This is a genomic window from Hydrogenophilus hirschii, from assembly GCF_054656675.1.
In genome coordinates this window covers 800,697-815,000 of sequence record NZ_BAAHXQ010000001.1, presented here as the reverse complement: position 1 = coordinate 815,000, position 14,304 = coordinate 800,697, and the positions used below count along the sequence as shown (strand labels likewise).

At 60.0% G+C, this 14,304-nt stretch carries 18 protein-coding genes (1 of these 18 cut by a window edge); 5 read left to right on the top strand and 13 right to left on the bottom strand.

The genetic code is table 11. The features are described 5' to 3' along the window. The 10 genes in view from ACYQ4Z_RS04035 to tsaB are tightly spaced (at most 13 nt apart) and all read right to left on the bottom strand, a layout consistent with a single transcriptional unit that may run on beyond the window. On the bottom strand, window positions 1-481 hold the 5' portion of the coding sequence (locus ACYQ4Z_RS04035) for a LysR family transcriptional regulator (RefSeq protein WP_219973174.1). The gene continues 461 nt to the left of window position 1, outside the view; only the first 481 of its 942 coding nucleotides appear in the window; its start codon is at window positions 479-481; the stop codon falls past the left edge of the window. 3 nt (window positions 482-484) lie between these two features. Further along, window positions 485-1,366, bottom strand: a complete 882-nt coding sequence (gene rluB, locus ACYQ4Z_RS04030) for a 23S rRNA pseudouridine(2605) synthase RluB (protein WP_459860122.1) — start codon at window positions 1,364-1,366, stop codon at window positions 485-487. Continuing rightward, a complete protein-coding gene (gene scpB, locus ACYQ4Z_RS04025) occupies window positions 1,353-1,940 on the bottom strand; it encodes an SMC-Scp complex subunit ScpB (RefSeq protein ID WP_459860121.1) in 588 nt (195 codons plus the stop codon). Before scpB ends, rluB begins: the two co-directional genes overlap by 14 nt. Further along, window positions 1,937-2,812 (bottom strand): segregation and condensation protein A, encoded by an 876-nt coding sequence (locus ACYQ4Z_RS04020; RefSeq protein WP_219973178.1) that lies wholly within the window; start codon window positions 2,810-2,812, stop codon window positions 1,937-1,939. The genes scpB and ACYQ4Z_RS04020 overlap by 4 nt, the downstream gene beginning before the upstream one ends. 13 nt (window positions 2,813-2,825) lie before the next feature. After that, entirely contained in the window at window positions 2,826-4,028 is a 1,203-nt protein-coding gene (locus ACYQ4Z_RS04015) for a tryptophan--tRNA ligase (protein ID WP_219973179.1), read from the bottom strand. 5 nt (window positions 4,029-4,033) lie between these two features. Next, entirely contained in the window at window positions 4,034-4,699 is a 666-nt protein-coding gene (locus ACYQ4Z_RS04010; protein WP_119335041.1) for a site-2 protease family protein, read from the bottom strand. Then, window positions 4,699-5,346, bottom strand: a complete 648-nt coding sequence (locus ACYQ4Z_RS04005; RefSeq protein ID WP_459860120.1) for an L-threonylcarbamoyladenylate synthase — start codon at window positions 5,344-5,346, stop codon at window positions 4,699-4,701. Before ACYQ4Z_RS04005 ends, ACYQ4Z_RS04010 begins: the two co-directional genes overlap by 1 nt. Before the next feature lie 9 nt (window positions 5,347-5,355). Beyond that, on the bottom strand, window positions 5,356-6,189 hold the full coding sequence (locus ACYQ4Z_RS04000; protein WP_438438914.1) for a uracil-DNA glycosylase: 834 nt from the start codon (window positions 6,187-6,189) through the stop codon (window positions 5,356-5,358). After that, complete coding sequence (gene rimI, locus ACYQ4Z_RS03995) at window positions 6,186-6,656, bottom strand: ribosomal protein S18-alanine N-acetyltransferase (protein WP_119335038.1); 471 nt, start codon at window positions 6,654-6,656, stop codon at window positions 6,186-6,188. The genes ACYQ4Z_RS04000 and rimI overlap by 4 nt, the downstream gene beginning before the upstream one ends. Beyond that, window positions 6,653-7,399, bottom strand: coding sequence for a tRNA (adenosine(37)-N6)-threonylcarbamoyltransferase complex dimerization subunit type 1 TsaB (tsaB, locus tag ACYQ4Z_RS03990; RefSeq protein ID WP_219973182.1), 747 nt, complete (start codon window positions 7,397-7,399; stop codon window positions 6,653-6,655). The genes rimI and tsaB overlap by 4 nt, the downstream gene beginning before the upstream one ends. Window positions 7,400-7,441: 42 nt before the next feature. Here tsaB and ACYQ4Z_RS03985 point away from each other — a divergent pair, with 42 nt between their 5' ends. From ACYQ4Z_RS03985 to ACYQ4Z_RS03970, 4 genes are all read left to right on the top strand, one after another. Next, window positions 7,442-8,089 (top strand): septation protein A, encoded by a 648-nt coding sequence (locus ACYQ4Z_RS03985; RefSeq protein WP_219973183.1) that lies wholly within the window; start codon window positions 7,442-7,444, stop codon window positions 8,087-8,089. Between the two features lies 1 nt (window position 8,090). After that, window positions 8,091-8,366, top strand: a complete 276-nt coding sequence (locus tag ACYQ4Z_RS03980) for a BolA family protein (protein WP_217126806.1) — start codon at window positions 8,091-8,093, stop codon at window positions 8,364-8,366. Window positions 8,367-8,440: 74 nt separating this feature from the next. Beyond that, a complete protein-coding gene (locus tag ACYQ4Z_RS03975) occupies window positions 8,441-9,235 on the top strand; it encodes a peptidylprolyl isomerase (protein WP_459860117.1) in 795 nt (264 codons plus the stop codon). Window positions 9,236-9,267: 32 nt separating this feature from the next. Continuing rightward, on the top strand, window positions 9,268-9,933 hold the full coding sequence (locus ACYQ4Z_RS03970; RefSeq protein WP_219973185.1) for an NAD(P)H-dependent oxidoreductase: 666 nt from the start codon (window positions 9,268-9,270) through the stop codon (window positions 9,931-9,933). Between the two features lie 95 nt (window positions 9,934-10,028). On the opposite strand, the gene ACYQ4Z_RS03965 is transcribed toward ACYQ4Z_RS03970, so the two are convergent. Genes ACYQ4Z_RS03965 through ACYQ4Z_RS03955 form a run of 3 tightly spaced genes read right to left on the bottom strand, consistent with a single transcriptional unit; the run spans window position 10,029 to window position 13,571 of the window. Beyond that, complete coding sequence (locus tag ACYQ4Z_RS03965; RefSeq protein ID WP_219973186.1) at window positions 10,029-11,840, bottom strand: acyl-CoA dehydrogenase; 1,812 nt, start codon at window positions 11,838-11,840, stop codon at window positions 10,029-10,031. Between the two features lie 18 nt (window positions 11,841-11,858). Then, complete coding sequence (locus ACYQ4Z_RS03960) at window positions 11,859-12,794, bottom strand: electron transfer flavoprotein subunit alpha/FixB family protein (RefSeq protein WP_459860116.1); 936 nt, start codon at window positions 12,792-12,794, stop codon at window positions 11,859-11,861. A gap of 21 nt (window positions 12,795-12,815) precedes the next feature. After that, window positions 12,816-13,571 (bottom strand): electron transfer flavoprotein subunit beta/FixA family protein, encoded by a 756-nt coding sequence (locus ACYQ4Z_RS03955; protein WP_459860115.1) that lies wholly within the window; start codon window positions 13,569-13,571, stop codon window positions 12,816-12,818. A gap of 113 nt (window positions 13,572-13,684) precedes the next feature. On the opposite strand from ACYQ4Z_RS03955, the gene ACYQ4Z_RS03950 reads away from it, so the two are divergent. Continuing rightward, entirely contained in the window at window positions 13,685-14,275 is a 591-nt protein-coding gene (locus ACYQ4Z_RS03950; protein WP_119336092.1) for a TetR/AcrR family transcriptional regulator, read from the top strand. Window positions 14,276-14,304: the final 29 nt, after the last annotated feature.

Genomic DNA, 14,304 nt, shown 5'->3' with positions numbered 1-14,304 from the left:
CAGCCGGAATCTCTTCGATGTGGGGATCATCGGCGACGATTTCGATCATTCCCATGTCGAGTTCGCGGTTCGCGACCCGATTCTGGGTCAATTCCGAGTTCCCGACGATCAGGCGCGGAGTCACGTTGGGATGGCGCCGCTTGAACTCTTCGATGAGCCGGGGCGCCCAGTAAGCGGCAAGCGTCGTTGAACAGCCGATCGTCAGTGGCCCGCGCAACTCTTGAGTCAATTCACTGATTCGGGTTTCGAGCTCGTCGTCCAAGAGAATCATCCGCTCGGCATAGGCAAAGACGATCTCGCCTGCAGGGGTCAAACGCAATTTACGGTGGCTGCGATCGATAAGCGTGGTATCGAAATGCTCTTCGAGTTGTTTGATCTGAAAGGTCACCGCAGGTTGCGTCATGCCCAGCCGTTCCGCGGCACGGGTGAAGGAACCCGATTTGACGACGGTATAGAAAACACGCAAACGGCGATCTGCCATGGTCTATCCTCCTCTCTTTTTGTTGTCGTTTAAACGGCTGGGCCACGAGGCACGCGGACGCGGGGTGGGCGATTTCGCAGCCGTTGCCAACCCTTTGGGCAATGGAATCCCGAAGAGGCGGGAGACCTCTTCCGGAGGCAATTCTTGCCACATGCCGCGTTTGAGTCGGGGCGGTAGCGCAATCGGACCGTAACGCACGCGGATCAGGCGACTTACCGTATACCCCAGTGCTTCGAACATACGCCGCACTTCGCGGTTACGCCCTTCGCCAATCGTCACCCGATACCAGTGGTTCGCGCCTTGTCCACCGATATCGACAAGGGTATTGAACTGAGCAGGGCCATCCTCGAGCACGATCCCCTCCAGCAATTGCGTTTGATCCTCAGGGGTCAAGGTACCCAGAATTCGGACGGCGTATTCCCTTTCCCACCCATAGCGGGGATGCATCAAGCGGTTGGCCAAATCGCCATCGGTAGTGAAAATCAGCAAACCAGAAGTATTGAGGTCGAGCCGCCCCACCGCGAGCCAGCGGCCGCGGCGCAAAACGGGCAAGCGATCGAAAACCGTGGGACGGCCTTCCGGGTCGTCGCGCGTAACGAGCTCCCCTTCGGGTTTGTGGTACAGAATCACCCGCGGAAACGCCGTTGCCCGGCGCCATTCGATCAGTTTCCCGTCCAGTTTGATGCGGTCTCCGGGTTTGACCCGGTCACCCAGTTGGGCGGGCCGATCGTTGAGCCGAAGGCGCCCGGCGCGAATCCATTCTTCGACGGTTCGGCGCGACGCAAGCCCCAATCGAGCCAGAACTTTTTGCAGACGCTCTCCCGGTTGCGCCGCTGACGCTGGTGCGGCACCGTCACGGACGGAATGTGTGTTATTGCGTGTCATGGTCGATGGCATTCCTGATTTTGGCCGCATTCTCTGCAGCGACTTCGGGCAATTGCGGCAGTTCGTCACGGCTCTTGAGACCGAGATCACTCAACAAACGCGGCGTGATCGCCCACAACGCCGGCCGACCCGGGCCGTCCCGATGTCCGACGATCTCGATCCACCCGCGCGCTTCGAGTTGTCGCAACAGATTGGGTGAGAGCTCGACACCGCGAATCTCCGAAATTTCGCCGCGCGTCACAGGGCCCTGGTAGGCGATGATCGCAAGGGTTTCGAGCATGGCGCGGCTCAGGTGTCGGTTTTGCTGCGCAAAGAGACGCGCGAGATAAGGTTGAACCTCAGCAACGGTGCGAAAACGCCACCCTTCCGCGACGCACACGAGGGAGAGCGCCCGCCCTTCCCATTCTCGCTGCAATTCTGCAAGCGCCGACGCAATGATGTCGCTACCGGGGTCGGGGTCGAAGCATTGGCGTAGTTCCGCGATGGTCAGCGGCCGATCGGCAGCGAAAAGAATCGCTTCGAGGATACGGCGTACCGGCCAGTGAGCGGAGAGTTCCTGGTTGCACCGCATCATCCCTTCCCCTTTTCCCAAACCACAGGGACAAGCGCTTCGTCTGCGGCTTCACTGAGCACGACGACGATGGGCGCAAGGGGTTCCTCTTGGGTCAGGTCCACCGCACCGAGACGTGTCAGTTCCAACAACGCGAAAAACGCCGTGACCAGGTACCGTCGGTCAGCGGACGGGGGTAGCAGTTCCGACAACGTCAGCGGCCGGCGCGCCAGCCGAAGCGTCTCCAAAAGCGCCTGAGTCACCACGGCGACGGTGAGCGGCTCTTCGACCACTTCGTGGGGACGCCGCTGCTCCTGTCGCGCCAGGAGCCCCCACCATGCGCGCGCAAGCGCTTGGAGCGAGGGTGCCGGTATCGGAGAGGGTTCGATCGGTTCTGCCACTTCGACAGGGTGCGCCCAGGTGAAATCGCGACCGGCGCGAGGCAATCGATCCAGGGTCTCTGCCGCCTGGCGGTACTGCTCATACCGCAGGAGTTGCGCCACGAGCCGGGCCCGCGGATCGTCTTCCGACGCATCTTCGTCCGAAGTTGCCTCCGCAGCGCGTGGTAGCAGGAGCCGCGCTTTGAGCGCGATGAGGGTTGCAGCCATCGCAAGGTACTCTGCGGCAAGATCGAGGTCGAGCGCCTTCATCGCCGCGACGTATTCCAAATACTGCTCAGTGAGCTTCGCCACGGGAATGTCCCGCAAGTCGATCCGGTTCTTGCGGATCAGGAACCACAAGAGGTCGAAAGGGCCCTCGAATGCTTCCAGCAATAGGCGCAAAGCCTGCGGCGGAATATAGAGATCTTCAGGGAGCTCCGCAAGCGGCGCGCCATAGAGGCGCGCAACCGGATGCTGCGCTTCGTCGCGCGTTGCGTTCGCCGCAGAGGTAGACACGGTGGATCTCACATCAGGTGTAGTCGATTCCCATCGCTTCCCGGACGTCGCGCATCGTCTCTTGGGCGACTTTACGCGCTTTTTCGCAGCCGTCAGCGACGATCGCCCGCACGAGCGACGGGTCGTCCAGATAAGGTTGCGCCCGTTCGCGAAACTGCGCCTGTTCCTTGAGAATTGCGTCGAGAACCGGTTGTTTGCATTCAAGACAGCCGATTTTCGCGGTTCGGCACCCTTCTTGGACCCATTGGTGACAGGTGGCGTCGGTGTAGATTTTATGGAATTGCCACACCGGGCAGCGCTCTGGCTCACCGGGGTCGGTCCGACGCACACGGGTAGGATCGGTCCGCATCGTGCGCACTTTTTTGGTGACGATTTCGGGCTCTTCGCGGAGAGCGATCGTGTTGCCGTAACTTTTCGACATCTTCTGTCCGTCGAGGCCAGGCATTTTCGCCGCTTCGGTCAAAAGCGCTTCCGGTTCGACGAGGATCAACCGGTGCCGCCCTTCAAGATAACCGTAGAGCCGCTCCCGATCCCCTAACGTGAGGCTTTGCGCCTCTTCCAACATCGCTTTGGCTTGCGCGAGCGCCTCGTCGTCACCGTTTTGCTGGTAACGCGTTCGCAACTCCAGGTAGAGTTTTGCCCGCTTCCCACCCAGTTTTTTCACCGCTTCGAGCGCTTTGGCTTCGAATTCCGGTTCTCGGCCATAAAAATGGTTGAAGCGGCGTGCGATTTCCCGTGTCAGTTCGATGTGCGGCACCTGGTCTTCGCCCACGGGAACCCGATTGGCGCGATAGATCAGGATGTCTGCTGCCTGCAGCACCGGATAACCCAGAAACCCGTAGGTGGTCAGGTCTTTGTGCGACAGTTTTTCGATCTGGTCCTTGTAGGTAGGAACCCGTTCCAGCCAGCCAAGCGGCGTGCTCATCGAAAGAAGCAGATGAAGCTCGGCATGTTCGAGCACGCGCGATTGGATGAAGATCGTGGCTTGGTTCGGGTTGATCCCAGCAGCAAGCCAGTCGATGATGAGATCCCATGTGTGTTGCGCGATCGATTGCGGTTCATCGTATTGCGTGGTCAGCGCATGCCAATCGGCAACGAAGAAGAAACAGGGGTACTCGTCTTGAAGTTTCACCCAGTTTTTCAAAACGCCGTGGTAATGTCCAAGATGCAGTCGCCCGGTGGGGCGCATGCCAGAGACGACGCGTTCCGCGTACATGAACATCAGACTCCTATGCCGACCAATGAGAGAAAAAACTGTCGAAAGAGCGCATAGAGCGGCCAGAGGATCATCGACAGGCCGCCAGAGAACAAGAGCAGCAATACGATCACCATGCCGTAGGGTTCCAAACGCGCAACCCAACTTGCCAAACGGTACGGCAATGCCGCAACCAACATGCGTCCCCCGTCGAGTGGCGGAATGGGCAAGAGATTGACGAGCGCCAAAATCAGGTTGATGTGAATGCCCGCGTCGCTCATTCGAGCCAGCGCTAACCAACTGCCCCCCGGCCCGAACAGGAAGGCCACTTTGAAAAGGAGCGCCCACACGAGCGCTTGGGCGAGGTTGATCATCGGACCAGCCCCCGCGACCCAAAACATGTCCTGCTTGGGGCGGCGCAGGAAGCGCGGATCGACCGGAACCGGTTTCGCCCAGCCAAAGAGCATCGCGGGGCCACCGAACAGGGTCGATAACGTGAGGATACCGACAGGAACCGCGACCGTTCCGACCGGATCGATGTGTTTGATGGGGTTGAGCGTGATACGCCCTAGCCGCTCCGCGGTGCGATCGCCGAAAGCGCGCGCCACGTAACCATGCGCCGCTTCGTGCAAGGTGATGGCAAGTAAGACCGGAATCGCCCAAATCGCGAGCGTCGCGATGAGTTCTGCCATCACGTTTCGCTTTCAACCACTTCGAGCCCGAGGCGAGCCGGATCCCCCAAGCCCAGGCGACGGATCACAGGCGGGCGTTCCGTCAGGTCGATGATCGTGGTCGCACCCTGGGGCATCTCTTCGGTGTCGACGACCGCCGCGAGTACGTGCCCCAACTGGTCGAGGATCGCATCGGGGTCGGAAAGTGGTTCTTCGGCACCGGCGGGTTGAACGGTCGTTGCTAGTAGCGGCGCACCGTGCGCTGCCAACAATGCCTGCACGACCGGGTGGTCGGGCACGCGCAGGCCGATGGTTCGCCGTTTCGGATGGAGCACACGACGAGGAAGTTCGTGCGTTCCCTCCAAGATGAAAGTAAATGGCCCTGGCGTACCGAGTTTGAGCAAACGATATTGTTGATTGTCGACCCGGGCGTATTGCCCCAAAATAGAGAGGTCGGGACAAAAGAGGGTGAAGAGGTGATTGTCGTCAACCCCCCGCAAACGGCGGACTTGCACGAGCGCGTTGGCGTCCCCCACCGGCCAGACCAGGGAATAGCTGGCGTCGGTAGGAATCGCGACGATCCCCCCGTTCGCCAAGATTTGGGCGAGTTGCGCAATCCCACGGGGTTGCGGATTGCGGGGATGGAGCGGTATTCGCTTTGCGGTCATAGAAAACGATTATACCTGCTGCATCAAAATTCGGCGCGCAAAGAGCAAGTCTTCCCACGCCTTTCGTTTGTCTGCCGGGTTGCGCAACAAATAGGCGGGATGGTAGGTGACGACAACGGGAATCCCGTGGTAATCGAAGCGACGACCACGCGCTTGGGCGATTTTCACCTCTTCGTCGAGGAGCGCAAAAGCAGCTGGCTTGCCCAACGCGACGATGATGCGGGGCGCAAGGAGCGCGATTTGACGCGCGAGGAACGGGTTGCAGGCGGCGATCTCTTCCGGGTGCGGCGTTCGGTTCAAAGGGGGGCGGCATTTCACCGCGTTGGCGATATAGACATCCGCACCGCGTCTGAGCCCAAGGGCAAAGAGCATCTCATCGAGCAACTTCCCTGCCGGTCCGACGAACGGCTCTCCCTGGCGATCCTCTTCGCGTCCCGGCCCTTCGCCGACAAAGAGCCAGCGGGCACGGTGATCCCCTACACCCGGCACCGCTTGGGTTCGCTCACGCGACAACGGACAGGCTTGACAGCGGCGAATCGCCGCTTCGAGCGCCTCCCAATCCATCGTGGCGATCTGCTCGGCCCGCTCAGGGGATCGCGACGAAGGGGGCTCTGGCGGCGCCTGGGGTGGGGTTGGTTGGCGGGACGCCTGACGTTGTGTCTGCTGGCACGGGTAGCGCGGCGCCGAACGGTCGGTATCGATCGTGACGTCCTGGGGGTTGGTTTGGGCATCGGTCTGCGTCTGCGCAGAACGATCGGAGATAAGCCAACGGGACCGCAACCGCCAAAGCGGCGTGAGTTCCATCGCATCGAGCCATGCGAAACGGCGCAACAGATCGGTCATCGCGCGCTCCCGTCTGCGGTGCGATCCTTGCGCATCACCCAGGCATCGATGCGCTGGCCATCGGGTAGGCGATAGTAGGCTTTGCGGAGCGCTACCCGCTGGAAACCATGCCGTTCGTAGAGACCGATTGCCGGTCGATTGTCGGCTCGGACTTCGAGCCAAAAGGTGGCCGTTTCCTGGTTATGGGCGAAGAAATGGGCCAGTAGGCGCGCGCCAAACCCCTGTCGGCGATAGGGTTGCGCTACGACCAGATTGAGTAAATGGGCTTCGTCAGTGACCCACAGGCCCACGAGATAACCGACAGGACTGTGATTGCAGCGAAGCGCCCAACCTCGCTGGCACGCATTGGGTTGCCAACAGGCCACAAAATGGTCCGCTTGCCAAGGCATGGGCTGGCATGCTGCCTCAAGAGGAAGGAGCCAATCGAGATCAGCACGGGTAAGCGGATCGATCGTGACCGCGTTCATGCCCTACTCTGTGTTGCCGCTTCGCGTTTCTTTGCCCGTAACGCTTGCTGTTCTTCCAGGGTCAGCGCGACGCGCTCCCGGACATAAACCGGTTGCGCTGCATCGGCGGCGACGAATTGCTCCTGCGCGGCGGCTGCGCGCGCCGCGGCAAGGAGCGCTTCGGGCGCGATCGCGTCGATCCAGCGCGTTTCGAATGGCGCTGGCCACGATTCCGGCCAACCCTCTGCGAGGCGAAACCCCGCGAAACGAAATTCGGTACCATCGGGATCAATCGCGATCTCATCCCAGCGGGCGGTATGCGGTGAGACGAGTGCGGGTTCCGAACGTGGTTGCCATTCCCCGCCCGCGGTCACTTCGAACCAACGGTGGTACCACTCACCCATGCGGGCGTCGGCAGCAACCCAGACGCGGCCACTCGGGCCCTCCGGGTATGCCGAGCGCCCGACCAGTGCCAGCGCGTCGAGCGCCAACAGAGGTTTGCCCAACGCCATCCCCATCCCCTGCGCCACCGCGCACGCCAAGCGAACCCCGGTGAATGCCCCGGGTCCCGCACCGAACGCGATCGCATCGATCTCCTGCTGCCAGTTGCCAAGCCCCTTTTCCGCAAAAGTCTGGGCAATGGCCGCGAGCAAGTGCTCGGAGTGGCGTGCATAGCCCTGAAGCTTACGGGTATGCACCGCCTCATCCCACTGGACGGCGACGCACGCATGGTCAGAAGCGGTATCGAAAGCCAAGATTTTCATGCCTGCGATTGTACCGAGAAAAGCAGGTACAATCGTGTCACCATGAAGTTTCTTTTCGACCTCTTTCCGCTGATCGCGTTCTTTCTCACCTACCAGGTGCTGAATGTCCTGCCCGACTGGCGCGACGCGCTGGCGCCTTGGTTCGGTGACGGGATTGCACCCGATCGGGTGCCCATCCTTGCGGCCACCGCAGTCACCATCGGCGCGACTGCGTTGCAGATCGTCTGGCTCAAAGTACGACGCAAACCCGTCGACAAAACGCTCTGGGTCACCTTTTTCCTCGTGACGCTCTTGGGTGGAGCAACGATTTTCTTTCACGATCCCCGTTTCATTCAGTGGAAGCCCACTGCGGTCTATTGGTTCATGGCGCTCGCGTTATGGATTGCGCGTTTGAGCGGCCGCAACCTGATGGAACTTACGCTGCGCCACCATGTCCAATTGCCGCCGCGAAAGTGGCGTAGCCTCTCGGATGCGTGGTCCGGTTTCTTTCTTTTTTTGGGCGCGCTCAACTGGTGGGTGGCCAGCCACTTCAGCGAAGCGGTATGGGTCCAGTTCAAGCTCTTCGGGACGTTGGGATTGACGCTGCTTTTCGTCGTGGGACAGGCACTTTGGCTACACCGCCACGCACTGCTCGATCCTTCGACGAACACACCGAACGCGACCGGTTCGAGACAGGGTGAAGAAAGCTAGTATGAATCCGACAGAAAAGACACAAGCGATCCGAGAACGGCTTACCGCCGTGCTTTCGCCTTACCGACTGCAGATCGAAGACCAAAGCCACCTCCACGCCGGGCACAACCCCGCCGCGCAGCACGGCGGCACCCATTATGCAGTGACGATCGTCTCCGACCAGTTTGCGGGCAAACGCAGCATCGAGCGGCATCGCATGGTCTATGACGCGTTGGGTTCGCTGATGAACTCGATCCACGCGTTGGCAATCACCGCGAAAACGCCGGATGAACCGTGACACTTTTATTGGGGTGTAACACAGAGTTTGTAAGACATATTTTGGTACGTTCAATTGACTTCGAAAGGAAAGCGATGAAAACCATTAGCCAGCGCATGATCCGTTTGACCGCTGCATCCGTCATTGCGGGCGCCTTCGCACTCCCCCTCTGGGCTGGAGACGTTGCCAAGGTCAATGGACAGGCGATCCCAGAATCCCACCTTCAAGCGATTCTCGACAAACAGATCGAGCAAGGGCAAAAAGACACGCCGGAGCTTCGCGAAGCGATTCGGGAGGAGCTGGTCCGCCGTGTCGCGATCGAGCAGGCGGCAAAAAAAGCAGGGCTCGACAAAGATGCGAAAGTCCAAGCGGAAATGGCACTGGCCAAGCAAGGCGTGCTGCTGCGCCACTATCTCACTCAATACATGAAAGACCATCCGGTTACTGACGCGGAGCTCCAGGCTGCGTATGAAAAGATCAAAAAAGCGTTTGCGGGCAACGAGTACCACGTACGCCATATCCTCTTCGAGAGCGAATCTGCCGCGAAGCAGGCGATTGCCGATCTGAAATCGGGCAAGGTGAAGTGGGAAGAACTGGCCAAACAGTCGAAAGACCCGGGTAGCCGTGAAAAAGGGGGCGATCTGGGCTGGGCGACCCCCGAGATGTTCGTCAAACCGTTCAGTGACGCGATGACCCAGTTGAAGAAGGGGGAAATGACCGAACAGCCCGTGAAAAGTGAGTTCGGTTGGCACGTGATTCGCTTAGACGACGTACGCCCGCAAACGCCACCAGCGCTCGAGTCGATTCGCGAGCAACTCACGCAACAACTGCAACAGCAGAAGATGGAGCGCCACATCGAGGAGTTGGTCGCGAAAGCGAAGGTTCAATAACGATCGACCGCGGCTCTTGAGGAGGTAGTACGATGGCTCGCTGGTTGGAAGCCGACGCGATCGAGCAGGTTTGGCGTTTTCGTCACGCATGCAAGCAGTTCGATGCGTCCCGTACCATCCCGGAGCACGATTGGGAGGCAATCCTAACGGCTGCTCGCCTTTCGCCAAGCTCTTTCGGCTTCGAACCGTGGCACTTTTTGGTGCTCCAAAATCGTGCGGTTCGGGAAGCGTTACTTCCTGTGGCATGGGGCGCACAGGGACAATTTCCCACGGCCAGCCACGTCGTGGCGATCCTGGCGCGCAAGGACGTGCGTTGGGATTCGCCTTACCTTGCTGCACACATGCGCGAGGTGAAGCGTCTCGATGACGCAACCATTGACCAAAGGCAAACCCGTGTGCGCAATTTCCAGGAGCGTGAGTTCAAACTGCTCGAAACACCCACGGGGCTTTTCGAGTGGTCGGCGCGCCAATGCTACCTGGCATTGGCGAACATGATGACCGCTGCGGCGCTTCTGGGGATCGACTCCTGCCCGATCGAAGGGTTCGATCGCGAACAAGCCGAAGCGATTTTGAGCCGCTTTCATCCGATCGACTGGACAACATGGGGACTTGCGGTCTTTGTCGCATTCGGTTACCGCGTCGTCGAACCACCTGAAAAAACCCGTTGGCCGAAGGATAAAACCGTTACGGTTTTGTGAATCAGCGCACGGCACGATCCCGTACGCAAAAAGCCCACCCGTTCCGGGTGGGCTTTTTGGTTCCTGCTGCTGGGAACGCCCAGCAGCACGATGGCTCACATGCCCAGCGCGAACGCTTCGTCGGTGAACGCAACGGTCACCTCGGCCCCATCGACCACCGTTTCCGCAAGCGCCGTTGCGTGCGGCAGGATATGGTCGGCATAGAACCGGGCGGTGTCGCGTTTGCCTTGGTAGAAGCGCGGATCGGCGGTATCTCCTTGGGAGAGACGCTGATGGGCAACGAGCGCCGCACGCGCCATGTGCCAACCACCGCAGACGATGCCGAAGAGCTCAAGGAGTGGTACCGAGCTGGCGTGCGCCGATTTCGGATTGCTCTGGTAGTTCGCGACGATGAACTCGACCCCTTTACGCAGCGCAGCGATCCCCGCTTCGAGACGCGTCGCAATCCGCCCCAACGCCGCATCACCGGTGGCACGCAGTTCGACGACCGTTTTTTCCATCTCTTGCGCCAATCCCTGCGCGACCATCCCGCCGTTGTGCGCGATTTTACGACCGATGAGGTCGTTCGCTTGAATCGCGGTCGTCCCTTCATAGATCGGGGTGATGCGGGCGTCACGGAAATGTTGCGCCGCGCCGGTCTCTTCGACGAACCCCATACCGCCATGCACCTGGATGTTGAGCGAGGTCATCTCCACCGCCCGTTCCGTGCACCACCCTTTCACCACGGGAATCATCAGTTCGACATACGCCTGACTGCGCTGCCGGACTTTTTCGTCGGGGTGGTGACGGGCAAGGTCGAACGCTGCGGCGACATGGTAGTTCATCGCCCGCATCGCTTCGGTATGGGCCTTGATGCGCAAAAGCATCCGGCGGACATCGGGGTGTTTGATGATCGGCACGCGCTCACCGCTCTTTTGCCCCACCTCGAACCCTTGAATGCGTTCTTGCGCGTAGGCAAGGGCTTGCTGATAAGCGCGTTCGGAAAGCGCCAGCCCTTCCATCCCCACGGCAAAACGGGCTTCGTTCATCATGATGAACATGTACTGAAGCCCTTTGTTCGGCTCACCGACGAGTTCGCCGATCGCACCACCTTGGTCACCAAATGCGAGCACGCAGGTGGGGCTGGCATGAATCCCGAGTTTGTGTTCGATCGAGACGCAGCGCACATCGTTGCGCGCCCCGAGCGAACCATCCTCATTGACGAGGTATTTGGGCACGACGAAGAGCGAGATCCCTTTTACCCCTTCCGGCGCGTCCGGAAGCCGGGCAAGAACGAGATGGACGATGTTGTCGCTCATCTCATGTTCGCCGTAGGTGATAAAGATCTTCTGCCCGAAGAGTTTAAAGCGTCCATCGCCGATGGGTTCGGCACGGGTCCGTACCGCGGAGAGGTCAGAACCTGCCTGCGGTTCGGTGAGGTTCATCGTGCCGGTCCATTCCCCGCTCACCATTTTGGGCAGGTAGAGCTGTTTTTGCCGGTCGGTGCCGCAAAGCATCAGCGCTTCGATCGCACCTTGGGTGAGCATCGGGCAGAGGGAAAAGGCCATGTTCGCCGATTTCCACAGCTCCATCACCGCAGTGGAGACCAACTTCGGCAATCCTTGGCCACCATATTCGGGATCGCAGGCCACCGCGGTCCAGCCCGCTTCGCGGAACTGCTGGTAGGCCGTTTTCCACCCGCTCGGGGTGATCACACGCCCATCTTCCCAGCGGCACCCTTCTTGGTCGCCCACGCGATTGAGCGGTGAGAGCACCTCGGTTGCGAATTTCCCACCCTCTTCGAGTATCGCTTGCACTACGTCTGGGGTGGCATCTTCACAACCCGGCAACTGGCTGATCTGTTCCAGACCGCACAACTCTTCCATCACAAAGCGCATATCGCGCAACGGCGCACGGTATTCACTCATTTCGCACACTCCTTGGGATTACAGTTTTTGGGTCAATTCCGGGACCGCTTGGAAAAGATCGGCGACCAAGCCGTAATCGGCAACCTGGAAAATGGGGGCATCGGGGTCTTTGTTGATCGCGACGATCACTTTCGAATCCTTCATACCGGCCAGGTGCTGGATCGCACCCGAAACGCCGATCGCGATGTAGAGTTCCGGCGCGACGATCTTGCCGGTTTGCCCCACTTGCCAGTCGTTCGGTGCGTAGCCGGCATCGACCGCGGCGCGCGACGCGCCGATCGCGGCGTTGAGTTTGTCGGCAAGCGGTTCCAACAACGCGTGGAACTGCTCGGCGCTGCCCAAGCCACGCCCACCGGTCACCACGACACGCGCCGCAGTGAGTTCCGGACGCTCCGAGTGAGTTAATTCACGGCTTACCAATTCCACTTTGGGGCCGGTAAAGGTCACGGACAACGATTCGATCGGTGCCGCCGCGTCCCTTTGCGCAACTGCGTCGAACGCGGTGGTCCGCACCGTGAGGACGAGCGGCTCATCGTCGCAGGTGACGGTTGCCAGCGCATTACCCGCGTAGATCGGGCGCACGAAGGTTTTCTCATCGACGATGCGGATCACGTCGGAGATTTGCGCACGATCGAGTTTGGCTGCGACACGCGGTGCGACGTTTTTGCCGAACGCCGTCGAGGGGAAAACGATATATCGTGCCCCCTGCGCCGAAGCGAGCACCGCGTCGGTCACCGCCTCTGCGGTGTGGCCCGCGAGTTCCGGCGCGTCGGCTTGAAGCACTTTCGCCACGCCGTCGCATTGCGCTGCTGCTTGAGCGGCGCCGCCACAATTAGTCCCCGCAACCAAAACCGTCACATCGCCAAGCTGCTTGGCCGCTGCGATCGCATGCGCCGTGCTTGACACCAAGGTTTCGTCGTTGTGTTCCGCGACCACCAATACAGAATGTCCCATTGCACGCTCCTTCGCATTCGGTTAGATGACTTTGGCTTCGTTCTTCAACTTCGCGATCAACTCGTCGACGTCGGCCACTTTCACGCCGCCTTGCCGTTTCGGGGGTTCTTCGACTTTGAGCGTTCGGATCCGCGGGGTGACATCGACACCGAGCGCCTCTGGGGTGACGGTGTCGAGCGGCTTTCTTTTCGCTTTCATGATGTTGGGCAACGACGCAAAACGCGGTTCGTTGAGGCGCAAATCGGTGGTGATCACCGCAGGAAGCGCCATTTTCAGGGTTTCCAAACCCCCGTCGATCTCGCGCGTCACGGTGACGGTTTGCGCGCCCGTGTCGACCTCGACTTTCGACGCGAACGTCGCTTGCGGCCAATTGAGCAACGCCGCGAGCATCTGTCCGGTTTGGTTCGCGTCGTCGTCGATCGCTTGCTTACCCATGATCACAAGCTGCGGCGACTCTTTGGCGACCAGCGCAGCCAAAAGCTTTGCCACCGCGAGCGGCTGCAGCTCGACTTCGGTATTGACCAGAATCGCGCGATCCGCGCCCAACGCGAGCGCCGTACGCAGCGTCTCTTGACACGCGGCAACCCCAGCACTCACCGCGACGACTTCGCTGGCGGCGCCTTTCTCTTTGAGGCGCACCGCCTCTTCGACGGCAATTTCGTCGAAGGGGTTCATCGACATTTTGACGTTCGCGGTATCGACACCGCTACCATCAGGTTTGACTCGAATCTTGACGTTGTAATCGACCACGCGCTTGACAGGGACCAAAATTTTCATCGCGCTTGCTCCTTGCTTTTGGATGAACGACGGTTTACCATACGGTATCGTATGGAAGATACGATAGCGCAGTTACACCGTTGCGTCAAGAGGTTTTCGAACAACTGTTTGATATGAATCAACCCCAAAACCTGCCGAGCAAATCGCTCAACCGCGACGCGTGGATTCGCGCCGCGATCGACCTCTTGGCCAAAGAGGGGATTGCCGGTTTACGGGTCGAACGGCTCGCGCACCGCCTGGGCGTCACCAAAGGGAGCTTTTACTGGCACTTCAAAGATCGCCGCGATCTCCATCTGGCCGTGCTCGAACACTGGAAAGCGGGGCGAATTGCCGATATCGACAAGCAAACCCGGTGTCCATCCGGTACGGAAGCAGAACAACTTTTGCACGTGATCGATGTCTATAGCGCAAGCCGGAACCCCCGAGGTATTCTGATCGAATTGGCGGTACGTGAATGGGCACGGCGTGACGAAGCAGCGGCTGCGGTCGTGAGTGAAGTCGATGCGGTGCGACTCGACCGGGCACGGCGCTTGTTCTTGGCGTGTGGTCTGGACGAAGCGACCGCGACAGCCCGCGCAGCGCTCCTCTACGCTTACGTTTATGGCATGTCGTTGCTATTGCTTCCAGTCGCCAGTCACGAACTCGAAGCGATGCGGCGTCAGATCGCGCAGTGGATCGCTGCGTGCCCGTCTCGAACCGCTTGATAGCAAACCGCTTGTTGGGGAATTGCTCA

Bases quoted from the DNA above. Each gene is read 5' to 3' on its own strand.
- scpB (WP_459860121.1), bottom strand. From the start codon at position 1,940: ATGATGCGGTGCAACCAGGAACTCTCCGCTCACTGGCCGGTACGCCGT.
- ACYQ4Z_RS04015 (WP_219973179.1), bottom strand. From the start codon at position 4,028: ATGTACGCGGAACGCGTCGTCTCTGGCATGCGCCCCACCGGGCGACTG.
- ACYQ4Z_RS03965 (WP_219973186.1), bottom strand. From the start codon at position 11,840: ATGAGTGAATACCGTGCGCCGTTGCGCGATATGCGCTTTGTGATGGAA.
- ACYQ4Z_RS03980 (WP_217126806.1), top strand. From the start codon at position 8,091: ATGAATCCGACAGAAAAGACACAAGCGATCCGAGAACGGCTTACCGCC.
- ACYQ4Z_RS04010 (WP_119335041.1), bottom strand. From the start codon at position 4,699: ATGGCAGAACTCATCGCGACGCTCGCGATTTGGGCGATTCCGGTCTTA.
- rluB (WP_459860122.1), bottom strand. From the start codon at position 1,366: ATGACACGCAATAACACACATTCCGTCCGTGACGGTGCCGCACCAGCG.
- ACYQ4Z_RS03955 (WP_459860115.1), bottom strand. From the start codon at position 13,571: ATGAAAATTTTGGTCCCTGTCAAGCGCGTGGTCGATTACAACGTCAAG.
- tsaB (WP_219973182.1), bottom strand. From the start codon at position 7,399: ATGAAAATCTTGGCTTTCGATACCGCTTCTGACCATGCGTGCGTCGCC.
- rimI (WP_119335038.1), bottom strand. From the start codon at position 6,656: ATGAACGCGGTCACGATCGATCCGCTTACCCGTGCTGATCTCGATTGG.
- ACYQ4Z_RS03960 (WP_459860116.1), bottom strand. From the start codon at position 12,794: ATGGGACATTCTGTATTGGTGGTCGCGGAACACAACGACGAAACCTTG.
- ACYQ4Z_RS03975 (WP_459860117.1), top strand. From the start codon at position 8,441: ATGAAAACCATTAGCCAGCGCATGATCCGTTTGACCGCTGCATCCGTC.
- ACYQ4Z_RS03970 (WP_219973185.1), top strand. From the start codon at position 9,268: ATGGCTCGCTGGTTGGAAGCCGACGCGATCGAGCAGGTTTGGCGTTTT.
- ACYQ4Z_RS03985 (WP_219973183.1), top strand. From the start codon at position 7,442: ATGAAGTTTCTTTTCGACCTCTTTCCGCTGATCGCGTTCTTTCTCACC.
- ACYQ4Z_RS03950 (WP_119336092.1), top strand. From the start codon at position 13,685: ATGAATCAACCCCAAAACCTGCCGAGCAAATCGCTCAACCGCGACGCG.
- ACYQ4Z_RS04000 (WP_438438914.1), bottom strand. From the start codon at position 6,189: ATGACCGATCTGTTGCGCCGTTTCGCATGGCTCGATGCGATGGAACTC.
- ACYQ4Z_RS04005 (WP_459860120.1), bottom strand. From the start codon at position 5,346: ATGACCGCAAAGCGAATACCGCTCCATCCCCGCAATCCGCAACCCCGT.